Source organism: Cyanobium sp. ULC065, assembly GCF_977927515.1.
Genome location: NZ_OZ376393.1, coordinates 2,817,692 through 2,840,594 on the forward strand (window position 1 = coordinate 2,817,692; position 22,903 = coordinate 2,840,594).

General features: G+C 63.8%; 25 protein-coding genes. 17 read left to right on the forward strand and 8 right to left on the reverse strand.

The features are described from left to right. Nucleotides 1-8: 8 nt before the first annotated feature. Nucleotides 9-578, reverse strand: a complete 570-nt coding sequence (locus tag ACXMDP_RS14020; RefSeq protein ID WP_259730285.1) for an efflux RND transporter periplasmic adaptor subunit — start codon at nucleotides 576-578, stop codon at nucleotides 9-11. 121 nt (nucleotides 579-699) lie between these two features. On the opposite strand from ACXMDP_RS14020, the gene rppA reads away from it, so the two are divergent. Both rppA and rppB read left to right on the forward strand, forming a co-directional pair. After that, the gene (gene rppA / locus ACXMDP_RS14025; RefSeq protein ID WP_259730284.1) at nucleotides 700-1,410 is read left to right on the forward strand and encodes a two-component system response regulator RppA; all 711 of its coding nucleotides are present in this window, start codon (nucleotides 700-702) and stop codon (nucleotides 1,408-1,410) included. 11 nt (nucleotides 1,411-1,421) lie between these two features. Beyond that, on the forward strand, nucleotides 1,422-2,813 hold the full coding sequence (gene rppB / locus ACXMDP_RS14030; protein ID WP_259730283.1) for a two-component system sensor histidine kinase RppB: 1,392 nt from the start codon (nucleotides 1,422-1,424) through the stop codon (nucleotides 2,811-2,813). Between the two features lie 12 nt (nucleotides 2,814-2,825). Here the strand turns inward: rppB and ACXMDP_RS14035 are convergent, their stop codons facing one another. The 3 genes from ACXMDP_RS14035 to ACXMDP_RS14045 all read right to left on the reverse strand — a co-directional run bounded on the left by ACXMDP_RS14035 (nucleotide 2,826) and on the right by ACXMDP_RS14045 (nucleotide 3,645). Further along, the gene (locus ACXMDP_RS14035) at nucleotides 2,826-3,110 is read right to left on the reverse strand and encodes a hypothetical protein (RefSeq protein WP_094510547.1); all 285 of its coding nucleotides are present in this window, start codon (nucleotides 3,108-3,110) and stop codon (nucleotides 2,826-2,828) included. Beyond that, nucleotides 3,107-3,361 carry a DUF3721 domain-containing protein gene (locus ACXMDP_RS14040; protein WP_259730282.1) on the reverse strand — a complete coding sequence of 85 codons (255 nt, stop codon included), beginning with the start codon at nucleotides 3,359-3,361 and terminating at the stop codon, nucleotides 3,107-3,109. The genes ACXMDP_RS14035 and ACXMDP_RS14040 overlap by 4 nt, the downstream gene beginning before the upstream one ends. A gap of 68 nt (nucleotides 3,362-3,429) precedes the next feature. Beyond that, complete coding sequence (locus tag ACXMDP_RS14045) at nucleotides 3,430-3,645, reverse strand: DUF3721 domain-containing protein (protein WP_259730281.1); 216 nt, start codon at nucleotides 3,643-3,645, stop codon at nucleotides 3,430-3,432. Between the two features lie 71 nt (nucleotides 3,646-3,716). Here ACXMDP_RS14045 and ACXMDP_RS14050 point away from each other — a divergent pair, with 71 nt between their 5' ends. Then, nucleotides 3,717-4,037, forward strand: coding sequence for a MerR family transcriptional regulator (locus ACXMDP_RS14050; protein ID WP_259730280.1), 321 nt, complete (start codon nucleotides 3,717-3,719; stop codon nucleotides 4,035-4,037). A gap of 297 nt (nucleotides 4,038-4,334) precedes the next feature. Beyond that, nucleotides 4,335-4,820 (forward strand): DUF305 domain-containing protein, encoded by a 486-nt coding sequence (locus tag ACXMDP_RS14055; protein WP_457766953.1) that lies wholly within the window; start codon nucleotides 4,335-4,337, stop codon nucleotides 4,818-4,820. A gap of 27 nt (nucleotides 4,821-4,847) precedes the next feature. Here the strand turns inward: ACXMDP_RS14055 and ACXMDP_RS14060 are convergent, their stop codons facing one another. Further along, nucleotides 4,848-5,768: a hypothetical protein gene (locus tag ACXMDP_RS14060; protein ID WP_259730278.1), complete on the reverse strand. Its 921-nt coding sequence runs from the start codon at nucleotides 5,766-5,768 to the stop codon at nucleotides 4,848-4,850. A gap of 252 nt (nucleotides 5,769-6,020) precedes the next feature. Between ACXMDP_RS14060 and ACXMDP_RS14065 the strand changes: the two genes are divergently transcribed. Next, the gene (locus ACXMDP_RS14065; protein ID WP_259730277.1) at nucleotides 6,021-6,773 is read left to right on the forward strand and encodes a DUF2459 domain-containing protein; all 753 of its coding nucleotides are present in this window, start codon (nucleotides 6,021-6,023) and stop codon (nucleotides 6,771-6,773) included. Between the two features lie 205 nt (nucleotides 6,774-6,978). Here ACXMDP_RS14065 and ACXMDP_RS14070 read toward each other — a convergent pair whose 3' ends face one another. Then, nucleotides 6,979-7,428, reverse strand: coding sequence for a CopD family protein (locus tag ACXMDP_RS14070; protein WP_233132936.1), 450 nt, complete (start codon nucleotides 7,426-7,428; stop codon nucleotides 6,979-6,981). Between the two features lie 332 nt (nucleotides 7,429-7,760). Beyond that, nucleotides 7,761-9,461: a potassium/proton antiporter gene (locus ACXMDP_RS14075; RefSeq protein ID WP_259730276.1), complete on the reverse strand. Its 1,701-nt coding sequence runs from the start codon at nucleotides 9,459-9,461 to the stop codon at nucleotides 7,761-7,763. A 995-nt stretch (nucleotides 9,462-10,456) separates the two neighbouring features. Between ACXMDP_RS14075 and ACXMDP_RS14080 the strand changes: the two genes are divergently transcribed. From ACXMDP_RS14080 to ACXMDP_RS14135, 12 genes are all read left to right on the forward strand, one after another. After that, a complete protein-coding gene (locus ACXMDP_RS14080; protein WP_457766955.1) occupies nucleotides 10,457-11,596 on the forward strand; it encodes a site-specific integrase in 1,140 nt (379 codons plus the stop codon). A gap of 1,299 nt (nucleotides 11,597-12,895) precedes the next feature. After that, nucleotides 12,896-13,294 (forward strand): hypothetical protein, encoded by a 399-nt coding sequence (locus tag ACXMDP_RS14085; RefSeq protein WP_457766956.1) that lies wholly within the window; start codon nucleotides 12,896-12,898, stop codon nucleotides 13,292-13,294. Next, the gene (locus tag ACXMDP_RS14090) at nucleotides 13,294-14,916 is read left to right on the forward strand and encodes an AAA family ATPase (protein ID WP_259730272.1); all 1,623 of its coding nucleotides are present in this window, start codon (nucleotides 13,294-13,296) and stop codon (nucleotides 14,914-14,916) included. The genes ACXMDP_RS14085 and ACXMDP_RS14090 overlap by 1 nt, the downstream gene beginning before the upstream one ends. 1,280 nt (nucleotides 14,917-16,196) lie before the next feature. Continuing rightward, complete coding sequence (locus ACXMDP_RS14095) at nucleotides 16,197-16,403, forward strand: hypothetical protein (protein WP_259730271.1); 207 nt, start codon at nucleotides 16,197-16,199, stop codon at nucleotides 16,401-16,403. Between the two features lie 210 nt (nucleotides 16,404-16,613). After that, nucleotides 16,614-16,934 carry a hypothetical protein gene (locus ACXMDP_RS14100; protein WP_259730270.1) on the forward strand — a complete coding sequence of 107 codons (321 nt, stop codon included), beginning with the start codon at nucleotides 16,614-16,616 and terminating at the stop codon, nucleotides 16,932-16,934. A gap of 209 nt (nucleotides 16,935-17,143) precedes the next feature. Next, entirely contained in the window at nucleotides 17,144-17,287 is a 144-nt protein-coding gene (locus tag ACXMDP_RS14105; protein ID WP_457766957.1) for a hypothetical protein, read from the forward strand. A gap of 3 nt (nucleotides 17,288-17,290) precedes the next feature. Next, entirely contained in the window at nucleotides 17,291-17,551 is a 261-nt protein-coding gene (locus ACXMDP_RS14110) for a hypothetical protein (protein WP_259730269.1), read from the forward strand. A 782-nt stretch (nucleotides 17,552-18,333) separates the two neighbouring features. Continuing rightward, entirely contained in the window at nucleotides 18,334-18,537 is a 204-nt protein-coding gene (locus tag ACXMDP_RS14115; protein ID WP_259730268.1) for a hypothetical protein, read from the forward strand. A 10-nt stretch (nucleotides 18,538-18,547) separates the two neighbouring features. Next, nucleotides 18,548-18,874: a hypothetical protein gene (locus ACXMDP_RS14120; RefSeq protein ID WP_259730267.1), complete on the forward strand. Its 327-nt coding sequence runs from the start codon at nucleotides 18,548-18,550 to the stop codon at nucleotides 18,872-18,874. Between the two features lie 138 nt (nucleotides 18,875-19,012). Then, nucleotides 19,013-19,348 (forward strand): hypothetical protein, encoded by a 336-nt coding sequence (locus ACXMDP_RS14125; protein ID WP_259730266.1) that lies wholly within the window; start codon nucleotides 19,013-19,015, stop codon nucleotides 19,346-19,348. Between the two features lie 354 nt (nucleotides 19,349-19,702). Next, nucleotides 19,703-20,371 carry a recombinase family protein gene (locus ACXMDP_RS14130; protein ID WP_259730265.1) on the forward strand — a complete coding sequence of 223 codons (669 nt, stop codon included), beginning with the start codon at nucleotides 19,703-19,705 and terminating at the stop codon, nucleotides 20,369-20,371. A gap of 114 nt (nucleotides 20,372-20,485) precedes the next feature. After that, entirely contained in the window at nucleotides 20,486-20,692 is a 207-nt protein-coding gene (locus ACXMDP_RS14135; protein ID WP_259730264.1) for a hypothetical protein, read from the forward strand. Nucleotides 20,693-21,744: 1,052 nt separating this feature from the next. On the opposite strand, the gene ACXMDP_RS14140 is transcribed toward ACXMDP_RS14135, so the two are convergent. Beyond that, on the reverse strand, nucleotides 21,745-22,518 hold the full coding sequence (locus ACXMDP_RS14140) for a hypothetical protein (protein WP_259730263.1): 774 nt from the start codon (nucleotides 22,516-22,518) through the stop codon (nucleotides 21,745-21,747). Between the last annotated feature and the right edge of the window lie 385 nt (nucleotides 22,519-22,903).

A 22,903-nucleotide genomic window follows, 5' to 3' on the forward strand; every position in this document is an offset into this window, starting at 1 on the left:
GTCGGAGGTCAGTTCTTCTTGCCCATGCGTGAGGCCACGAGCACCCCGCCCACCACAAGCACCGCAGCGCCGGCACCGATCACAAGGGAGTTGAGGCCGCCTGCTTCACCTGAAGCGGCGGCCACTGGGGTTGCCGGTTCCGGTGTGGATCCTTCTCCGCTGGGTGCGGCGGCGCTCTGGCTCTTCTTCGATTCGGCGTAGAGCGAGAGGGCCCCCTGGGTCACCACGTTGTCCCCGGGCGAGATGCTGCCGTCGGTGATTTCGATCTGATCGCCCTGGCTGGCCCCGGTCTGGAGGAAGACCGGGTCGTACGTGGCGCCGCTCTTCACGAACGCCAGGGGCTTGCCGTCCGCATCCACCACCGCCGCCACCGGAATGGTGACCACACCACCGGCTTCAGCGGCGGGGGCGGTGGTGATGCCCAGCAGGGAATCGATCTCCGCGCTGGCCTTCACCTGGCGCACATTCCCTTTCTGCTGAAACTCATCGCCATGGCCCACGTGGGCCATGGCGGGGCTGAGGCCACCGAGGGCCAGGGTTCCGAGGCTGAAGCTGGTGGCCAAAAGAAAGGCGCGCATGCTGCTGCTGCCGCAAGGGCAGAACAAGGACCCGCAGAGGATGCCGCAGGGGGGATGAAAAACAGGTGAAACCGCCTGCGCTGCCTAGGATCAGCCCCATTCGCACCCCTGGCCCAGGCCCATGCCCCTGCGCATCCTGTTGGTGGAGGACGAAGCGGAGCTGGCCGGGGCGATTCAGGCGGTGCTCAGGGCCGAGCAGCATGTCGTCGATCACGTGGCGGAGGGCCTGGGGGCCTGGAGCCTGCTGCGCAGCGAGCTGGCCACCTACAACCTGCTGATCGTCGATTGGATGCTGCCGGGTCTTTCAGGCCCGGAACTCTGCCGTCGGGTGCGCGGGGCCGGTCTGTCCCTGCCGGTGCTGATGCTTACGGCGCTGGCCGACACCAGCCACCGGGTGCAAGGGCTTGATGCCGGCGCCGACGACTACCTGAGCAAGCCGTTCGCCATGGAGGAACTGCTGGCGAGGATCCGGGCACTGCAGCGCCGGCAGCCCAACTATCGCGATCCTGTCCTAAGCGCTGGTCCCTATCTGCTGGATCCAGCGGAGGGATGTCTCACCATTCAGGAGGCGAAGGGGAGCACCAGGGTCACACTGTCCGCCAAGGAACTGCAGCTGATGGCCTATTTCATGGAGCATCCGCGGGAGATCATCCCAGGAGCGCGGCTGCGGTCCCAGCTCTGGTCGCTGGATGAGGATCCGATCAGCAATGTGGTGGCGGCCCAGGTGCGTCTGCTGCGGCGCAAGATCGCCAGTTACGGGCTGGCCTGTCCGATTGCCACGGTCCCATCAAAGGGTTATCGCTTTGATCCGGAGCCTGAGGAAGAGCAATAGAACGGCTCGCCATGGCCAGGCCTGGTCCCCTGTCCCGCAGCCGCCTGCGGCTGGCGGCTGTCTACCTGCTGGTGATCGGGGTGATTCTCTATGGCGCTGGCCTTGGGATGTTTGGCCTGTTGATGCGCTCCAACTGGTCGGCCCTCGAGCGCGAGGTGGAAACCCTGGCCGGAACCTTGCATGACAGCCTCAAGCCGTTGCTGCCGGCGGAAGCCAAGCCTTCTCCCCAGCTGGCCGCGGTGCTGCCTGGCCTTTGTCTGGTGGGATCCCCCTGTCAGCCAGCCCCCTCACTGGTCCCTCGCCATGCCGTGAGCATCACGGACCCGGAGCGGTTCTACCTGCGCCTGCTGGATCCCCGTGGTGTGCTGATCGCCCACTCCCCGGGATCGCCAAAGGTCAAGGCTGAACGCCCCGGCCCCGCCTGGACGGTGGTGGCTGCGCCGGGAGGCGAACGCTTCCTGCAGTATTCGATCCACCTGCACCATTCCCACACGCCAGCGCACCCTGGCGCGAATGCGCAGGAGCTGGATTGGGGGTATCTGCAAATCGGACGCAGCTTGAGCGGGCTCGACGCAGAGCGGCAACGGCTCTGGTGGGCCACCCAGACGATTGTTGTGCTCGCCCTGCTGGTGGCGGGCCTGGCCAGCTGGTGGCTGTCGGGTCTGGCGATGCGGCCACTGCTGGCGGCGTACCGGCAGCAGGAGCAGTTCACCGCCGATGCAGCCCACGAACTGCGTGCACCTCTGGCCAACCTGCTGGCTGTGGTGGAGGCCCACAAGACGCAACTGTCAGCTGACCCCCTCGCTGGGGAGCGCGCGCTGGCGGTGGTCTACGGGCAGGGTCAGCGGCTGAGCCGCTTGATCAGTGACCTGCTGCTGCTGGCCCGACTGGATGGTCCCGAGGCCGGAGCAGGCCTGCAGTCCTGCTCCTTGACACAGATCGCGCGCGATCTGCTGGAGGAGACCAGCGAGGGGGCGTCGATTGCCGAGGTGCAGCTCCGCCTGCAGGGTGGTGATGACGATCTCAACGTGTTGGGCGTGGAATCAGAGCTCTATCGGCTCGTATCCAACTTGCTCTTGAACGCGATTCAGTACACACCGTCAGGAGGGGAGGTGGTGCTGAGCCTGAAGCGCGAGGGAAGTCATGGGCTGCTGGAGGTGCAGGACAGCGGCATCGGCATCACTCCGGCCGATCAACAACGCATCTTCGATCGCTTCTTCCGCAGTGATCCCGGTCGTTCCCGCCGACAGGGCGGCACCGGCCTTGGCCTCTCGATCGTGGCGGCGATCGTGCGTCGCCACCGGGGGGCGATCACGGTGCGCTCGGATGGGCACTCCGGCAGCCGTTTCACGGTGACCCTGCCTCTGGCCGCGAACTCCCCCGGGTTGCCTGTCCCCCGCTGATCGCCCGCCTGCTCAGAACGGTGGGCTGGCGGGCGTCCCCCTGCGGCGACCCAGCAGCAGTCCCAGGCCGGAGCCGATGACGAACAGGGTGAGCAGCGCCAGGATCGAGGAGTACCAGGGCTGCAGATTGAGAAGGCCGAAGTTGCCCGTGTGCAGCTTCATCAGCCAGAAGGCCTCGATCCCCTGGGCCGAGAGGGCGCCGTAGAGCGAGCCGGAGAGCGCAGTGAGCAGCAGTGGCAGGGCGGCCAGGGGCACCAGGCTGCGGTGCACCCGACGTAGCAGGGGAAGGCGGCTCACTCGTTCTGAAGCGCCTTGTGCAGTTGCTGTTCATTGGCACAGGGCATCCACAAGGAGCCCATCGCAAAAGTTCCTTTGCACTTGAGCTCAGCAGCGCGCTGCTCCGCCTCCTGCTTTGTTTTGAACATGCCCTTCATGTGCGCGGCGGCGGGCGGAGTGATGAAGAGCGGGGAGAAGGTCGTCGCTGCAAGGGCAGCCAGCAGTGCCCACCGGCAGGGCTGCTGGAGGGGACTGGTGGGGTGCGGGATCATCGGGTACTCGCGGCGATGCTGAGAGCAAGAATCAGAGCTGGGAGGGTCAAAGAACGGGGGCGTTGGGGTCACTTCTCCTTGGAGACGGCCCTCTCATAGACATCGAAGTTCTGGCAGGGCATCCACTCCTTGCCCATCGCAAAGGCGCCGCTGCACTTGAGTTCCTTGGCTCGCTGCTCTGCAGCGGCCTTGCTCGGGAACATGTCGTAGGCCTGGGCGCGGGCGGCGCTGGGTGCCAGGGCAACACCTGCCGAGAGGAGGAGAGCCAGAGCGATGGGGTTCACGGAATTCCGGTGGAGAGAGAAAGGACTGACCCCCACCTTAGAGTCTCCCCGTAGGTGGAGAGTCAAGCCCCGTGGCAGCCGTCGGCATGAAGATCGTGGCCCTGGCTGGCCGCAGTTGCATGCCGGTCAAGACCCTCCGCTACTACGAGGACTTGGGCCTGCTGCCGGCGATCGGCCGCAGCGAAGGCGGTTACCGCCTGTTCGCCGACCAGAGCCTGCAGCGCCTGGAGTTCATGCGCCGGCTCAAGACCCGCGGGCTCAGCCTGGAGGTGATCCAGGGCTGCCTGGCCGTGCACGATGCCGGCGCCCTGCCCTGCAGCGACATCGCCATCCAGTTGGGACGTCAGATCGAGCGCCTAAGCCGGTACCGAGCGAGTCGACCGATCCAATGAAGCAATGACCCGCAGCCGCGGCCAACTTTTCACAGCGTCTCCATGCTGAGCAGAGGCAGATGCGATGGAGAAGAGTTGATGAAGAGGCACCGACTCGTAACCGGCCGCTTCCATCCGATGGCGTTCCGATGGGCCGTGGTGTTCCGATGCACTGCCACAGCAGGGCTGGGGGCGTTCGTTCTGATGCTGGGAGTTCCAGCGTTTTCCCAGCCCCCAGCGCCATCCAGCTCACCGGGGCCAGGGCCGGGAGCAGGGATGGGAGGTCCGGGGGGGATGGGCCGGATGGGTGCCCAGTCGATGGATCAACACTTCATCGTGATGATGATTCCTCACCACGACGGCGCGATCGCCATGGCCGATCTTGCCCTCAGCCGTGCCACCCGTCCCGAAATCAAAGAGCTGGCCCGGAGCATCAAGAACAGCCAGACGAGCGAGAACGCTCAGATGCGTGCCTGGTACCGGCAGTGGTTCGGCCAACCCGTGCCCAACTGGAACCAAGGCACAGGCCTGGGCAGGACCGGGGGCGCAGGTGGCGGCATGGGGATGGGGCAGATGGGCGGGGGCACGGATCTCACTGCCCTGAGCAAAGCCACGGACTTTGATCGTGCCTTCATCGAGCAGATGATTCCCCACCACCAGATGGGCGTGCGAATGGCCACGATGGCCCAGGCCAACAGTCAGCACCAGGAGCTGCGCCTGCTGCAGCAGGCCATGGTGAAGGCCCAGAGCCAGGAGATTGAGCAGATGAGGCAGTGGTACAGGCGTTACTATGACTCACCCTGACTCCCCCAGTGAGAGTGAGGGCAGTGTTCAGCCAGCGGGCTGAGCCTTCACGGTGATGGTCATATGGCCGTCGCTGTCGCGTTGCAGGGCGTAGAGCTGTTGCTGCATCAGCCCCTGCAGTTGCTGCACGGCTTGTTGCTCCTGGCGGCTGGGGTGGCGTACGGCTGAATGGAGCAGCCGCAGGCCCAGACCGGCGCTGCCGATCACCCCCAGAGGGCCCATCACCACGGCCAGGCCTGGCACCAGCATCAGCGCCACCGCCAGCACCACCGACATCGGCAGGGCGCCTGCCGCCACCAGGCCGCTGTTCTGCAGGATCTGCAGCAGCCGCTCCTGACGCGCCGCTGCGCTGCCGTTGATCAGTTGATCGCGGTGCACCAGCAGTTGATCCACGGCGGCGATCGCCGCTGAATAGGCGCCTGCCTCGACGGCATTGCCGAGGGTGCGCTGCCAGAACTCCGGCGTCTGAGCTGCGGCGATCAGACCATCGAGATGGTTGTCGCCGCTGGCGCGAAGGCGCTCCAGCCCGGTCATGTTGGCGCTGCCCCGGGCGATGTTGACCGTGCCGTCTTCCCAGATGGCATTAGCGGCCTCCGCCGCCCGGTGGGGCGCATTGGCCTGGCTCTCCAGGTGAGACCAGTGCTTGCCGAGGGCATCACCGCCTTTGAGGAACGCGTCAACGGCAGCGGTACCGTAGTGCTCCAGTTCGCCTGGCAACCTGGCCAGCAGATCCGCCGCTGCCACGCCGTGATTGGTGGTGGCGGAGCTGATCCGGCTGATCAGCTGGGGATCGACGGCGATGTTGTGGAGCTCACTCAATGACGCAGCAACCGCGCCGCTCGCCATGGCCAGCACCTCGCTGCTGCGAGACAGGCCATGACGCAGCTTCTCGGTGGCGGCGGCACCGGCGGCCAGTCCCGCCTGGGTGAAGGTGGAAAGATCGGCCATCGCCCGGCATCGATTGACCTTCATTTTCACTGGTGTTTTCCTCTGCTGGGGCCAACGGCCTGTCGTTTCCTTCCCTGTGGTTCACGAGCATGATCTGGCGCACGATTCGGCCGGGATGGCCTCACCGTTGCCTGCAATCCATCCCCTGCAGGCCTGACCATTCCGCCGGAACCGATGCCTAGGCTTCCCCTCAGCACCCCAGCTTGAGCGCTGCCTGCCTCCAGGCTTCAGGAACAGCATCCGCGCACGTCCGTGACGCCGACCCTCCAGGCGGCTGCCCTGACGCCACTGTTGCGGCTGCGCTGCGCGGGCCGGGGCTGCATTCCGTTGTCGGCCGGGGTCCGTTTCTGTGGGGGTGGCATCGAAATCCTGATCCTGCTGGCGCTGGTGGGTTGGCCGCTGCTGCACGCTGCGGTGCAGTCCGAACCCCGCGCCCGCTTGCCGGCGCCGCTGCCCCTGCCGCCGCCCGGCAGCTATGCGGTGCTGGTCGCCGACTGGGGGCTGCACTCCGCGATCGTGGTGGAGCAGCCACCGGGCTGGCGGCTTGGCCCTCCCGGCGCTGAGGCGGCTCCCTTCCTGGAGATCGCTTGGGGTGACCGGCGCTACTACGCCGCCGGCGATCGCCGCCCCCAGGCGGTGGCGGCCGCTCTGTTCCTGCCCACTGAGGCGGCGCTGTTCCTCGCTGGCCACCCCGATCCGCCGCTGCTGAAGGGAGCCGTCCGCGTGCATGAGCGCCGGGTGGATGCCCCCACCCTGCACGCCCTGCTCACCAGCCTGGAGCGTTCGCTCCCCCGCCGTCCCGCCGGCGGCCGGCCCGATCCCCTGCCGTTGCCCGCGGGCCGCACCGCCCGTTTCCTCCCCGCCCACGGCGCCTACCTCTGGACGCGCAACTGCAACTGGTGGACGCTGCAGCGGCTCAGCGACGCCGGCCTCGCCGCCCCGCCACTGGGCGTGCTGTTCAGCCGCCAGGTGCCGGCGCATCTGCAGGGCTTTCAGCAGCGTTGAGCACCAGCACCAGCAGGCCGGGCTTACTGGAATCCGAGACCACAGGGCTGTGGGTCAATCATTGCTGTGATGCCCAACGGCTCACGAGGGCAAGGTGATGGGATGGCTACTTGTTGGTGATCAAGGAGCTATCCCAATGCTGAAGGCATCACAAGAGCTGGAGCATTCGATCCAGACCAGCCTGCGGCAACGGCCTAGCCACGGATCACCCCAGCCCGCCCAGACGGATCAAGGCGCCCACCACCACGAAGGCGATCGCCAGGGCGGTGATGGCGCGGATGTGCCAGGCCAGGCCGTTGAGATTGTCATCGTTGAGGGTGGGGATCAGCTGCAGCCGGGCGTGCAGGGCCAGGGCGGCCGTACCGGCCAGCAGCAGCAGTTTCACCCCCACCAGCATTCCGATCGGGTTCGCCGGGTTGAGCAGCCCGCGGAAGCCGGGCAGGTAGATCCAGCCCATCCAGGCGCCGGTGACCACCTGAATGGCCAGAGCGCTGAGCCCCAGCGGCTCGAACGTGTCCTCAAACGCGCGGATCTGTGCTGCCTCCCGCTCCCGCAGCGCCTTGGGCAGCACCCCCAGATCCAGCACCAGATGGCCACCGGTCCAGACCGTGGCCGCCAGGGCATGAACGATCACGAGCAGCGGAAAGGGCGACACGGCAGCTCCACAAGGCTGCTCCCACGATGAAGGCGTTCCGGCACAGGCGGCCATGGCGCAACCCGGGCGGTGGCGATGCAGCAGTTCTTGGGGATGCACAACGCTGCCGACAGATGAACCGCCCTGCCGAGAACGCGACCCCCCGGCCGCCGATCACCGCCTACCTGTGATTGCAACGCTTAGGAGGCTGCTGGCCAACGTTTTGGGCCTTCCATCGCAGCCCCGTGAGGCTCAACAGGGCTCAACAGAGAGACAATTCCTGCCCTCTCTCGCCTAGCGGTAGACATTTCAGGGCGCAGTCAGCCACCGGTTCAAGCCTTCCAGGCACCTGTTCAGTCGTGATCGCTGCGGGCCATCCGGACAGAGACGTAGTCACCGTCCGCTCCAGCCTCCAGGCGGAAGACGCCAAGGCGAGTCATTGCCTTGGGGGTGTCTTCTGGCAGCAAGGACGCGAGGCTCTGACCAGGGCTGGAGGCGGGCCCTGGAGCCGGCAGGGGGAAGCCGAAAAAACGATGCAGCTGCTCCACCGTGGTGGCAGCGTTGAAGCTGAGCGAGAGATCCGCCGGCGGTGAGGGTGGCTCCGGCTGGGGATCGAACAGCCGATCGATCAGGGGTTGCAGCCGGGTGCGCAGGGCCACGAACACGTGATCGCCCGGCTCCAGCGGCGTGGAGCCCCGTGGCATCACCACCTGCTTGCCCCGCAGGATCAACGTGACCAGCACGCCATCGGGCAGGGCCAGATCGCGCAGGTGCTGGCCGGCCACCTGGGCGCCGGGTTTCACGGTGTAATCCACGATCTCGCCATCGACATGGCGCAAGGCGTGGATCTCCACCGACAGGGCCGGTGCCGGATCCGCCGGGCGGCCGATGCGCAGCCAGCGCGCCACCAACGGCAACGACCAGCCCTGGGTGATCGCCGAGATCAGCACCACAAAAAACACCGCATTGAAGATCAGCTGGCTCTGGGGAACTCCGGCCAGCAGCGGAAAGGTGGCCAGGGTGATCGGCACCGCCCCCTTCAGGCCCACCCAGGAAAGAAAGGTGAGCTCGCGCCGTCGAAAACGGAACGGCAGCAGGGACACCACCACCGCCACGGGTCGCGCCAACAGGATCAGCACCAGGGCGATCAGCAGCCCCTCGCCGGCAACGGCCAGCAGCCGACTGGGAAAGCTGAGCAGGCCGAGCATCACGAACAGCACGATCTGGCCCAGCCAGGCCAGCGCATCGTGAAAGGAGAAGATGCCGCGCCGGAACACGATCGAACTGTTGCCGAGCACGATGCCGGCGACGTACACCGCCAGAAAGCCGCTGCCCCCCAGCACCGCCGCCAACCCGAAGGCCACCAGCCCAAAGGCCAGTGCCAGCAGCGGATAGAGGCCCGGGTAATGGAGATGGATCCGGTTCACCGCCCAGGCCGCCAGCCGGCCCACGGCGATGCCCACCAGGCTGCCCACGCCGAACTGGCTGAAAAACAACCCCACCAGACCCTGGAAGGAATCGCTGCTGCCGGTGATCAGGCTGATCAGCCCAACGGTGAGGAAGATGGCCATCGGGTCGTTCGACCCGCTTTCCACTTCAAGGGTGTCGGTGAGGCGCTCTGGCAACTTCAGCCCGCTGGTGCGCAGCACCGAAAACACCGCCGCCGCATCCGTGGAGCCGACGATGCTGCCCAGCAGCAGCCCCTGCAGCAATGGCAGTTGCAGCACCCAGGCGGCTGTCAGGCCCGTGAGCAGCGAGGTGATCAGCACCCCCACGGTGGAGAGCGCCAACGCCTGGCGCCAGACGGATCGCACCGCGCTCAGGGACGTGCGCAGGCCGCCGTCGAACAGGATCAAAGCCAGCGCCGCGCTGCCGGCGTTGCTGGCCAGGGCGTAGTCCTCGAAGGGGATGCGCCCGAGGCCCTCCGAACCCGCCAGCATGCCCACGCCGAGAAACAGCACCAGCACCGGCACACCGAGGCGGGCGGAGAATTTGCTGGAGCCGATGCCCACCAGCAGCAGCACGCCCACCAGCAGCATGGAGACGTTGATCACGCGCTGATCTCCTGCAACAGCGGCATGGGTCGCTGACGGTCCAGATGCATGGCCGAGCCCTGGGCGAGGTGATGGAGGAGGGGATGGGGGGATGGACGCACCTGTCCCTCGTGTTTACCCACCAGCTTGCTCAAACCCCAGCTGGGCGGGCCACTGCCAGGGGAACCCTCCAGGCCGATGAGGCACCTGCGCTCCCCCACACCTTCGTCACCACACCTTCGTCAATGGAGAGCACCTCAATGCAGACCGCTGAGCGGCTGCCGCCGATCCCAGGCCCTCGTCCAACCCGGGTCCAGCCCAGGTCCAGCGCCGCCTTACGCAACCACAACCGCATGGACGAGCTACCAGGCGTGAGCCGTCAGGCTTCTCGGCAGCACTGCCCGGTTCCCTCCGCAAGGGTCTGGAGCGGGACGCCATCGACGAGGCGCTGACACATCAGGCGCTGCAGGCTGATTGGGGAGCTACCAGCGATCGGTGTGAGGTCATGGCAGGGGTAGTGGCGCCCCGCCCTGGTGGTCTCACCCCTGTTGGCTGCAGTACGAATTGGTGGGTGTCGTCAGCCCCCGGCTGCAATGGGTTCCGATCGTTGGCTTTCGATCGCTCGAAAAGGTGACGGTCTGGTCACCCACCCGTGGATTCTGCGCACAAAAAATGGTGCTGAGATGGGGAGCAGATGTGCGCCCATTTCTGCAACAAGGGTGTCTGGTGGTGATCCAGAAAGTGAATGGAGCCAAGCGGACTCGAACCGCTGACCCCCTGCATGCCATGCAGGGCAATCGGGTTTTCTGAAGCCGTTGACACGTCTATGGAAATACTAGCTATAGCAATGGGTCTGGACACTTTTCGTGCTGATTTGACGCAGGGTGTCATGACACGCTTTACACTGTTTTGCACACGTTTTTGCACACTCCCAGGTGCCCGCCACCAGCCGCCAGCCCAAATGGGTGGGCACCCTCAGGGACGCCCTCAAGAATGAACATGGGCAAGGTTGGAGCGTGGCTCCTTCCCACGGGCGGGTGCGGCTCACCCGCCGTGACCAGGACGGCGCCCGCACGACTCTCACCCTTCCGATCACGTGGCGGGGGGACTGCGTCTCTGCCGTGATCACCACCGTCTCAGTATTACGGGAGCGGATGGTAGAGCGGGGTATCGGCCTTACTGCTGCAGCTGAACTGCTGGCAACCGCACCCACAGTTGGCCCGGTGAACTGGCCTGCCCTGGTGGCAGAGCACCTTCAGGCCCGCAGTGATCTGCGATCAACCACCCGCCGGGATCTGGAGACGCGCCTGGAGCGGTTGCTGGTCACCCTTGCCACCCGCCCGACCCCACGGGATGGCCCCGAGCTGCTGCGGGCTTACGCCCGTCAACATTTTGACCGCTGCCCATCGGGAGGCCAGGGCAGGAAGCGTCAGATTCTCGACTGCGCCCGCTTCCTGCGGTGGGCGGTGGAGCGCAGGGGAGCGCCGGTCTGTTGGCTGCCGCCACCCCCTGACCACCTGGCAGAACTGATCGGGGTGAGCGCCACGCATACTGAACCCACCATCCCGATCAGCCCCGAGGCCCTGGCAGGGTTGCTCGATCACCTGGAGGCCAGCCGCCCGGAGCTGTGGCTATCGGTGGCGCTGGTGGGTTGCTACGGGCTGCGGCCCGCCGAGTTGGGGGTGCTCCACCCAAGGGACGGGCGTTTGTATGTAGGCACCGTGAAGCGCAACAGGGCAACGGCGCAGACCTCAAAGCCCGACCGGCTGGCCCTTCCGCTGGAACTGGAGGGGCGCGACGATGGTGCCCGCGCCCTGGCGCTGCTGGAGCCGGGGCTGCTGGAGCTGCCGAGGGCGATCCGCACCGCCATCAACACCGGGGAGCACAAGGCCGTGGGCGATGCCTTCCGGCAACTGCTCGACCGGCTGCCCTACTGGCAGGCCCTGGTGGGTCGGTGCCTCGGCTTGACCCCTTACGGGTTGCGGCATGGCTTCGCCTGGCGTGGTGCCCACCGGCAACCACAGATCCCGTTGCGCGACCTAGCAGCCGTGATGGGTCACAGCCCCGCCACCCACCTGCGGCACTACGGGCGGTGGACTGCTGAAGCCGATCTGATCGCCAGCTTCGCCACACCACCAGTTGTGGGGGGGAGTTGACACTGCGCAGCACCACAGGTAGGGTTTTTTCAAGTTGCGAGCCCTTAGGGGCCAGGGTGTCGGGCCTCACCTCCGGCTCCCGCCAGGGCAGGAAACCTGCCTCAAGGAAGCGGGCTTAACCAACCCGCCCCACGGTGATTTTGGCTGGATCCCCTTGTTCGGGGGGCCTGCTGCGACCGGGGCAACGCGAACCAACCCATAACCCCCTCTTTCACATGAAAGGAGCAGCAACGGGGCTGGTGCGGTATCGCGGGCGCTTGATGAGCCGTGGCATGGTCACGCTTACCAAGTGGACCCTCAGCACCACAAAAGCCCGAAAGTACGCCCCTAAAGGCGTGGATCCCAGCACCATCGGCCCTAAATGGTGGGCGGACAATCCCTATAGGAAATCCCGCGTTTGGGCATCTCTTGGCCAAGCCCCGGAGTCGATGACGGCAATGCTCGCCAAAAGCAAAGCTAGAACCGAGGAGCTTCTGCGGGATCTGGATGCTCTGCAGCAGCAGGCTCTGGATGTTCTGCAGCGGGCTCTGGATGCTCGGCAGGAGCCCTGAGCGATGTCCACCATCAATTCCCGCCCTATCCGGGCGCAGTGGAATGAAGCGTCTTGTCTCAGTGCCAGAGAGTGGATTCCAACCACGTCAGCTGCTCGTGCCCTTGGCGTGAGCCCCCGCACTCTCAAGCGTTACGGGCATCCTGATTCGGGTTTCCTGATTCCTGGAGTGCATTGGGCCGCTGGTCCCTTCGCCAACTCACCAAGCACCTGGGATGTGGCTGCCTGTCGAGCAGTTCTTCATCACCGTGGCATCCAAGCCCGTAAGGAGATCCGGCCCGAGCTGCGCCTGAAGGTAGCGCAATGAAAAACCCCGCGAGCCCTTGCCCGGGCGAGCGGGGAGAACACAACATAGTCTCCGCTCACGTAATCCCAGGCGACCGTGAGCTTGTCGCCGAGCTGGCGCAATCCGCTATTGGTCCTGAGCATCGGGCAATTCTTCATTACCGCAGGGTGAGGCGGGAAGAGGCTCAGCAGTTGAAGGGCTACAGCCCCGCCCGCTGGGACGTTGAAGCCTGCCCTGGTGATCGGCTGCCCGTTGTCATCAGCGCGGGGGCTGGCGCATGAAAAACCCCACACTCCCCGGCAGGGGAGAGCGGAGCGAAGCAAACGAAACCATTCCCCACCTTTTGGCCACCGCTGTGGCCTGGCCTTCGGTTCGTAGCCACGTCGCAATCCTGCGCGGTTCCCATCGGCCCGATGCCCTGGTGCATCTGACCCTGTTTCCTCCGAAGGCCCAGCCCGGAGAGATGAGGGCCAGGAACCGCTACTACCTTGCCACGGTTGGGCAGATTCTCGGATCAGACCCGGCCCTGGTGGGGCGAGTGTTCGGCGCTGCGTCGAGCTTCATCGTTGCCACCGGGGGGAAGTCGCTGCACGTCTACTTCCGCCTGGCTGAGCCTATTACCCCCGAGCGGTTCACCGAGTTCCAGAGGCTGGTGATCGCCGCCTACCGGCACCTGGCCCCGGAGTATTCGATCTACGCCAGCCTGGCGAAGCCAGCGCAGGTGCTGCTGCTGGCCGGGGGAGTCCACCCCCGCACGGGAAACCTGGCAACGATCCGCTCCGCTAGCGGCACCACCGTCGACCCGGGTGCACTTGAGGCCGCCCTGACCGCTGAGAAGGCCCTATGGACTGAGGTGGCGTGATGGTCAGCTCAGAGAAGGACGCATGGGTGCGGCTGGGACTGCTGGGGGCCATCCCGAGCGACTCCCCTTACAGCCCCGCAACCGCCCGAGAGGGGGCCTATACAACCCAGCTCAAGGGCTGGCTCAAGGATCACGACCTGCTGGACAGCAACAAGGCGAAGGATCAGCCCGTCACCCTGGCGCCTGAACAAAAGCTTGCGGGCCTAGAGGTTATTGCCGCTGATCTGCTGACCGGCAAGGCCCCCTACGCCCAGCGTCTCCCTCTGCTGCGGGCCTCCGCTGAGGGTATGGGGATCACCGTTCGGGATCAGGAGCTTGAAGCCCTCCTACGGGCCGCACGGCGCCGACGGGCGAACGGTGGGGAACCGGACCTGCTGAGCCCAGGTGATCGACTGAACCTCACGCCCGAGAAATGGGCTTGGGATGGCCTGATCCTTCGCGGCACGTTCAACCTCCTGATCGCCCTGCCCAAGGTCGGGAAAACGTCCCTGGCCCTCGCCTGGCTGGACGCCTGGTATCGGAACGAACCGACCTTCCTTGACCGCACCCTCCATGGCCCCTGCCCGCCCGTTCTGATCGTTGGCACTGATCAAGGCCCCGCCGACTGGGGCCGGATGTTGCAGGAGATCGGATGGGTGGATGCTGCCGGCACGATCGGCGGCCCCTTGTTGGGTCTCGCTCACGCCGGGAAGCCTCTGCATCTCGACGGAGAGGGGATCGACAGGATTGCCGAGATCGCACAGAAGCACCCAGGGCTGATCGTGTTGATCGACTCGCTCTCTGCCTGCATCGCCCCCCTGGGGTTGAAAGAGGAAAGCCCCCAGGTAGTTGATCCGATCCTCGACCTGATGGAACAGGTCGCGCCTCACGGCGCCACCGTCGTAGTGATCCACCACGCCAGCAAGGGCCGGGCCGGGGAAGGTGCCGCAGCCGCCAGCCGGGGAAGCACTGCCCTCCCGGCTGCCGCGTCACAGATCCTGAAGCTTGCGCCGGCCTCGGCGAACGAATCCGACCCACGGCGGCTACTGACGACCCAGGGAAGGGGCGGCCCCACCCAGGCCCTGGTGATTCAGCGCGAGGGGATCTCCTGGGGCCTTCTGGGTGGTGCTGAAATCCTCGAACAGGAGCAGTCACACGCCGACGCAGAAGGGAAGCTGACCGATCGCCAGTTCGAGGTGCTCCGCGAGGTGCGCGACCGCTGGGAGGACCTGCTGGAGAAGACCACCGCCGCCGCCCTGGTGGAGGCCTTAGGGCTCGAAGGGAAGTACCCAGAGCAGGTGGCACGGAAGACCCTGGCGGCACTGGAGAAGAAGGGGCTGCTGCAATCGTTCTCCCGGATCAGGCCTGGCCTGGGCGGTCGCCTGTACGAGTTCTGGCCGACGGACCCGCTTGGAGGATCGCGCACGTGCGCGGGGGGCTTGCCAGAAACGTTGTCTTTTGGGCCTGTTGGGTCTGTTGGCCCCCTCTCGCATGAGGACCCAGAGCAGAACAACACCATTACTTCCCTTGCAGCAGAGCCAAAAGACCCAAAAGACCCAAAAGGCCAACAGACCAAGCCCCCCCGCGCACGAGGGACCCAAAAGACCGGTCTGTTGGCCCTTCCGGATCAGGCCGCCGCATGAGCCCGTTCGCCCCGCCCAACCCGTCGCAGCCTTCGAGCGGGTGGCAGCTGTGATCGGCTCCGTCGCCGGCCCTTTGCACCCGATCGCCTGCGCTTCACCTTGGGGCTGAAGTTCCCCTACGGATGAATCCCGTAAGGAAGAAAAAGCCCCGATCCACCGGAGACAGGCCCGCCACCCCCTCAGCTGCTCCCATCGCCGCCTGATCACCCGCCAGGGCTCCGCCGACGACTGAACAGCCCCAGCTATGCCTGGTTAGCCCACAGCGGGGCGAAAAGCATACACGTGGGGGAGGTGTAGCAATGGATTTGCCGGTCGACGGTTTAGCCACAATTTAAGCCGCAGATTTCCCTGCTGCCGTAGCTTCTTAAGCACGCACCAAAAATCATTACTTCGTTCGAGAATCTGCATCCGATGGCTGCTCTAGCCTTGCCGGGAAGCACATCAAACCCCGAATTGATTGAGCGGATCCGGGTAGGGGATCCCCGGTTTTCCTACCTTCCTGATCCTTGTCTGGCCGATGGGCTGGAAAGGCAGCTGCCGCGCCTCTGAAAGGCTCAGTAGATGATCCGCTCAGGCGGGGGCGGGCGGTAGGTGACATTGCCACTGCTGCCCCCTGGCTGATGTGATCCGCGTTCTTGATTGAGGAGAGCAGGTACGCCCGCCTGTTGCTGGCCGCCTACCTGGCCAGCCAGCGCCACCGCTGACAACCCAGCTTCACTCTGCGCCATTATTGGAGGCGTGAAGCACACCCTCACCACCACTGCTGCCGCCGCCGCTGCGTTACCCCTGGCCGCTGGGCCTGGGTTGGCTCAATCGTCGGACTGGAAAACGGTCCGGGATAGTTATCTGGGGCAATATCGGAACCTCCTGATGCAGAGCTGCTCTAATGGCAGAAAGGTCAACTCCGTTGGGCAGAGCTTTTGGGACCCGGATTTTGTTGCCGGGGTACAGGCAAAAATGAGAGCCCAAGGTTATAGCCAGGCTGCCATACAAGCAACGGATGCAGGGCAAGCCGCTGCTATGGCCCTGGTCTGCCCGAGTGTTTGGTAGCCGCCCCCCTGCCATCTCCACAGGTACACATGGGCACTTGAGCCCTCCCGCTGAGACTGCCCCACCGCCCCTCCTGGGATCTGCCCTGCTGGGCATGTCTCATCGCCTGGTGATCGAGGTCCTCGGCGGCAACCGCAGGAAGCTGCGCAAGGTTGAGCTGCAGGCTGCTGTTATGGCGTGACCAACCCCGCCAGAGCTGGGAATCCTGGGGGCATACGCCCTGCTCCCCCATGGCCCGCCGTCGCATCCGCGCCTGCAGCATCCCCAGCACCATTCCCACCCCCTGCCAGACGGACCCCACCTTCCTGGCCCTGCTCCGCGCCGCACTGCTGGACCTGAAGCGGGAGCAGTTTGAGCGGACCTTCGAGACCGCTTTCGGGGGATCAAGCCTCCCCCACCGGAGGGAGCGAAGCGAAGCCATCCACTCCCCCAACTGATCGAGGTGCCCTCTAGGGCGATTTACGGCAACATCAGGTGATGACCCGCGACACGCCCGCCCGCGACGATCGCTTCACCAGTCCACCGGCCTTTGGATCGGGCACTGGCCGCGAGCCACTCCCCGGTGAGCCACGGCCCGGAGAACCGGACTTCCTGCGACGGTTCTGCGCGTTTCATGGCATCCCATACATCCAACAGGGCGAGGAACCTTGACCCGCAACCGAGCGACCGGTGGCACCCTTGAGCAGCGCACCGCCGAGGTGGTGCTGCTGCTGGTGACAGGAAGCACCCGCCGGGATGTTCTCGATCACGCAGCCACGACCTGGTCCCTGTCCCCCAGGCAGACTGATCGCCTGCTGGCTAAGGCCCGCGCACAAATCCGCGCCGACTGGAACATCGAGCGGCCTGATTTCACCGCCGAGTTGCTCTCCCAGCTCAGCACCCTCCAGCTCGAATCATTCGAGAAGGGCAACCTTCGGGTGGCACTGAACTGCATCAACGCCAAGGCGCGGCTGGCGGGGCTGGTCTGAGTCCTCAGCGAAGCCGTTTTATGGGCGGTGCCAAAACCCCGCCCCACGATCGCCCCGGCGCTGCTGGAGGGGTGAGCTTCAGCCCTCGTGGCGCTGGTCAGCCGCGGCCCCTGAGCCGTCAGAGTCCTCCGCGGACTCCGCGGACGATGACCGGGAGCAGCTGGAGACCTTGGCCCTGCAGCTGTAGGCCCTAGGCGATGCCGTGGCGCTTGGCGCCCCCCTCACGGACTCGGCAGGTGCGCCTACTGCTGGGTGCCCGCCCTGGGGGTGATCGCGTCACCCGCTCCGGGACCGAGGCCCGGAAGCTGGGCTACAACCTGTGGCAGCTGAGCCGCGCCGAGGAGAAGGGCTGATCGGTGCCCGAACCGGCTCCCAGCTCTGCCCGCCTGGTGGAGCTGCGCGCCCAGCTGGAGGTGGTCGGCGTCGAGCTTCGGGGGCTGGTGCCGGGGAGCCTGGAGCAGCTGGAAACCGCATGGCGGGAGCAGCTGGGCGGAACCGGCCCATCGGGAACCGGCCAACCCGTCGCAGCTTTCGAGCGGGTGGCAGCTGTGATCGGCTCCGTCTCCCCCAACCGGGGGATTCCGCTTCCACCGCCTGGGAGATCTTGGGGTTCATAACCCCAAGGTTGGGGGGCTGACCGCCCTGATTTCTTCGTTGATTTCTATAGATATGATGCGCAGAATCGAATGTTTGACATAATAGGGATGAGCCCCTTGGCAGTTGTCAAAGCCGTCTAACCGAGTGCTGGTGATCTTTCTTATCGGTCTAGGCGTAATTGCTACTGCAATCCTTATGATAGGTGAAGTGGTGGTGCGAACAAGTGGAGGGGCATCACCGCAAGCCACTGAAAGCAAGGCAACACCGCCCAGCCCAGCCCCTGCAGCGAAACTAGCTAATCCAGATAGTCAACTATATCAGCGTGAAATCGAATATGTTACTGCGCGACTTAGAATTGCCATGGATGGTGCCGAAGAATTTCGCAAACTAGGGGCCATCGATCAAGCGGTGAAGACTTTAGAAAAGACCCACTCACTGCCATCGACCACGTGTCTTGAGGCCGAGCGTGATCGTGGTACTCCCTTTTACCCGGCGTTGGCTACATGTAAGGCTGCGGCGGGGCAATAGTTAGTCTTTCCTCCAGGCGCCGACCCAATCGCCTTGCCAGCGGCCTCAGCGACCGCCCTTTTAAGTGCGCAAAAACATTGGCCCACCCCGCCAACAGCAGAGCACCCGACCCCCAGGCCCGTGGTGGTGACCCTGTAGGCGGCTGGAATGTCCATCGCTGCCCGCCGGCCCAGCTTGGAGCTGGGGTGCCCGTCAGTGCCGCCAGCCACTGCCAGCAGTGACAGCCAACACAGCCCCGGATCTGACTCTGGCCGACTGCTGCGACCGCTGTGGGGTGGCGAGCCGGAACAGCGTCAAGGCCCGCGCCTCTGCCCTGGGGGTGGAGCTGGTGCAGGAATCGAGTACCTGGAAGGTCTGGCCCGCTGAGTTCGTTCCCCTGGGTGATGGGCTGGCGGAGCACCTGAAAGCAAAGGGGGCCACGCTCGCCAACTTCCCCGGATCAGTGCCGGCAGCGGCTGACGGCAGTGACGGGGGGTGACGGCCTATCAGTGCTGCCACCGGCTGCCAGCAGTGGCAGGGGCAAGCGGTCGGCACTGACGGCACCCGCTGCAAGCTGTGACACCCTCACCGCCCTGGCAGCCCTGGCCGTTGCCTTCCAGCCGAAGACCCCAGCCGATCCCCTGGTCGTCGCCCTTGGTCTGGCTGAGGCCGCTGAGCTGTGCGCCTGGCTGAGCACCGCCGAGCTGGCGTCCCAGCTGGGGGTGGCGGCTGGAACGCCCCGCAATTGGGAGCCCCGCCACAGCCCTCGGCCTGGCTTCGAACTGGAGCGCCGAAAGGATGGCGCCTCGGTCTGGTGGAAGGTGGCCCGGCAGTGATGGCATCCACTGACGGCAGTGATACCCTCGCTGATTTTATGGTCCTAGATCAGGTCGTGAACGACGAAATGCGACTAGATTTATTCTAACATTACATGAACATGCTAAACTTGAGAGGCGACAATCAATTTCAAACAAATGGCCTTCGACCCTGTATATGCACGCGAAAAGCTTTATACGGCTGCAAGCATCCTGATGCTGCCTGATGGCAAGCAGTATGACCAGGCATTAAGCAGTGCATTCTTCGAGATTAGTCTCGCGCTTGTTGGCATAGATCCAGAGAAAATAAAAGCAAGCCTCGATGACTCCGATGCTGAGCTGCTGCAAACCATCGTTGATACATTGGATACAACCGGCCTCACAGCGGTAGGGGATGAGGGTCTATATATACTAAAAGCGAGGTCGTTGAGTGAATTGCAGATTCACGATTTCTGCGAAGCAGTTTTAAGTTTAAGCATCTCGCTTGGACGATGATCTCAGCTGTATCCTCCTGACCCAGCTGGTGACTGTCGCAGGGAATCCCCCAGGGGTGCGCCCTGTGACTGATGGATGATGTCCCACTGGGCCGGCTGTGGCTGACCCTCCACGATGAACGCCAACACCGCCGCCTGATCGGTCGGCTTCGGCCCCGGTTGCTTGGAATGCCCCATCCCTGACGCCGGCTGTCACTGCTGCGAGGCCCCTTGCTGCGGGTGAGGCCTAGACCCATCACTGACAGCACCCACTGACGGCAGTGACGCCACGTAACCAACCGTCCCGCTGCCATCCGTACTAAGCACAACGTGCGTAGTCTCTTCGTACACAGGCCAGCTACGGGGCGCCTAAGCCATGGCCAAGTACGTCACCTACCAACGCCTGAGTCGGGAATCCCGTGGCGGTCGCAACTACGGCCTAGACGCCCAGCGCCGGGACCTGGATCTGTTTCTGGGCCAGCTCTGTCCCGAAGCGGACGGCTGCGCCGAGATCGCCAGCTATGTCGAGATCCAGAGCGGCGCCGACGATGACCGCCCCGAGCTGGCCAAGGCGATCGAGCACGCCAAGCGGGAAGGGGCCGAGCTGCTGGTGGCCAAGCTGGACCGCCTGAGCCGCCGCGTCTCGTTCATCGCCGGCCTGCTGGACGATCGCCGCCTGAGTTTCCGGGTGGCGAACATGCCCAACGCTGACAAGTTCCAGTTGCACATCTACGCCGCCCTGGCTGAACAGGAGAGGGAGTTCATCGGCGCCCGCACGAAGGCCGGACTTGCCGCTGCGAAGGCCCAGGGGAAGCGGCTGGGAGGGATCAGGCCCGGCACCATCACCCGCAACGATTCCGCCAAGGCGAAGGCCACCGCCGGCGCCGAGCAACTGCGCCCGCTGCTGGCTGCGCTCAAGGCCCAGGGGGCGAGCCTACGGACCATGGCCGAGGCCCTGGCCGGCGCCGGCACCACCACCCGCAACGGCAAGCCGCTGAGCGCCAGCACCGTCGCCTTGCAATTGCAGCGCCTGGGGCTGGCCTGAGCCACCTTGGCCTGAGCCCTTTTAAGGCGGTCATAAATCTGGCTCCTACTTGTGACTGGAGCACTCCCCGAAACGATCGCGTTGGAAAGCTGGAGCTGTAACTGCATTGTTCTTATGACGCATCCCATCGTTCCCATCGGCCACCTGGCCGACACCGCCGCCCCGCTCAAGATGCTGAACCTGCGGGTTCCGGCCCCGGTGCTGGAGCGGCTGGAGGCCAAGGCCGCATCGATCAACGGCAGCCGCGCAGCCCTGGCCCGCTATGCGTTGACCTTGGGCCTTGAGCGGCTGGAACAGCAGACCGCCGCAGGGGTTCGTTGACGCCTCTACCGGATGAGGATTGGCAGCGCAGCCGTCAACTAGAGATGGCGCAGCAGACCGCCCGCAATGGAGCACTTGGTTTTCGTGGCGTCATTCCTTCTCAATAGTGCAAACTTGCACACCTGCCAGGCCTCGGTTCGATTGGACACAGCCGAACCCCGTCAATTGACAGTGCATCCCAGTCCGTCCGGCTGGATTGGCGTTTTGCTTGTTGAGAATCCCTCGCGTGATCAGGCCCAACTGGCACAGCGAACCCGGCACACCTGCCTGGCCAACAGGTGTTCAAACGGACACCTTCGCGTTGAAACGGTCGACCTAGCGGTCAGCGATGTCGGGCGCCCCAGCAACCTGGGCCAGGCTCGCTTGATTGGGCAGTGCCCCGCCGCAATGGTTAGCGATGGGGCCTGTGCAAAAAAACAAGTCCACTTCAGCCCCGGTCTAAAAAGATACGGGCGCACTTGTCTGGCTAACGCCCCAGATCAGAAGCGGGGAGGGGGATACGGTCTAGAATCCAAACGATACTCCCGTCTTCTGTACCTGGATATTAGCCATTCTCTATTGTGTTTAGTTGACGATTCTGGCGAGGACTGCTATAGCAGTACTGCGATGATGAACCCCCTATGATCTTCCGAAGAAAGCCAATGCACGACAAACATGACGTCTATGCGAGTGTACTTGTTGTTGCGCCATTGACAGGCTTACTTGTCGCGGCCTTCTCCGCGGGTCTTGACATGTTTGTGGCATCATTCAAGCCGGTCTATGCATATGATTGCATGACGAACTCCAGCGGGAACTTTTTATGCATACATTCTGTTTATGGAGTACCAGGAACCTCCTTGAAGCGTGTAGTCACTTCAATGAACGGCGGGAAGCCTTGGTCATCAACTATCGATTGCGCCAATCCGTATTGGGATGCAACTTCAATATATGACAGAGTCTGCTCACTTTATAGGTAATGCCTTTAGAGCAATTGCCTTACTAAATCATCGCAGATCAGTGATATTGCTGAAGCATCGCTTGTTCATGGGCGAACTTGGTTCGCATGGGTTACTCTAAGATATATTGTCATCAATTTTCTCCCAGAGGGCTGAAAGCCTGCGTCTTTGCTCAGCATCAGGATCTACCCCAGAGCATGGGTTGATACTAGACTGGAAGCATTTTTGAGTGAGGCCTGCGGCTACTTGTCTTAGCCAACATGTCACAAGCAGGGAGCAATAGCCTATTCTAGTCGCTTCCCCAGATTGCCTCCAGTAGCTTACCTTATAGCTTGGGACGAAGCCATGTGTATGAGATGAGTGCAAAGAACTGTGCACCAGTGGGCATCTATACATCCTGTAGAGGATCGCACCATATTGATACTCTTTAGCTACTCTCACCAAGCCTGGCTCCTCTGCGATCTCCGGATGTTGTTCCAATAGATCATCGAGGGAGACATCCAGATATTCTCTAGGTGATTCGCGTGGCTCACATGCTAATATCCTATTCGAAAGCAATGTGGAATCAATAAATGACGACCTCTGAGGAGCTGCCCTCTTCCAGTCTTCCGCAAAGCAAACAACCGCTATTTTTTTCGCATTGCCTTCAGGCCCAGTGAACTCATTTAACATATAGGCAAGTCTCTGAGAATCGCTAAGCCCGCCTCCAAAAGCTGACGCCAGCTGATTTGCTTCTTCGGCAAAGTGATGCGCCCACACCTTTCCCAGTGCATCAAGTGATGTTGTAGACAGAATCAATGAATCAGTGGTTGCCCCTTCCTGCGTGAGGCCATCTGAGACCTCCGCTCTTTTGAAGAAGTAATCGCGAAAGCTTTTGCAGTCTTCATCCATGGAGTGTTAAAAAAGGGTTTGAATGAATTTTTTATGGCATGGCTAACGCTGATTCGGCGGGTTCGAGAATCCTCTCTCAAGTCCACCATCTAACCGCATAAGACCCAAGTGCCCTGTCTGATGGAACCCTATATCGATTTCAGGGCAATAGATCACTGCGTCTTGAGCAGCTAGATCGGATTTTTAGGTGAGTCCGTGAACCAACTCTCCTTCAGGCTACAGAAAGTCTGCTGGGCTGCGCACGCCGAGCGTGCCCTGAGTCAGCACATGTGTGTCGATAATCGTGGTATTGCCGTCGCTGTGCCCAAGTAGCTCCTGGATCGTGCGGACGTCCTAGCCGCGTTCGAGAAGGTGGCTGGCGAATGAATGGCGCAGGATGTGGACC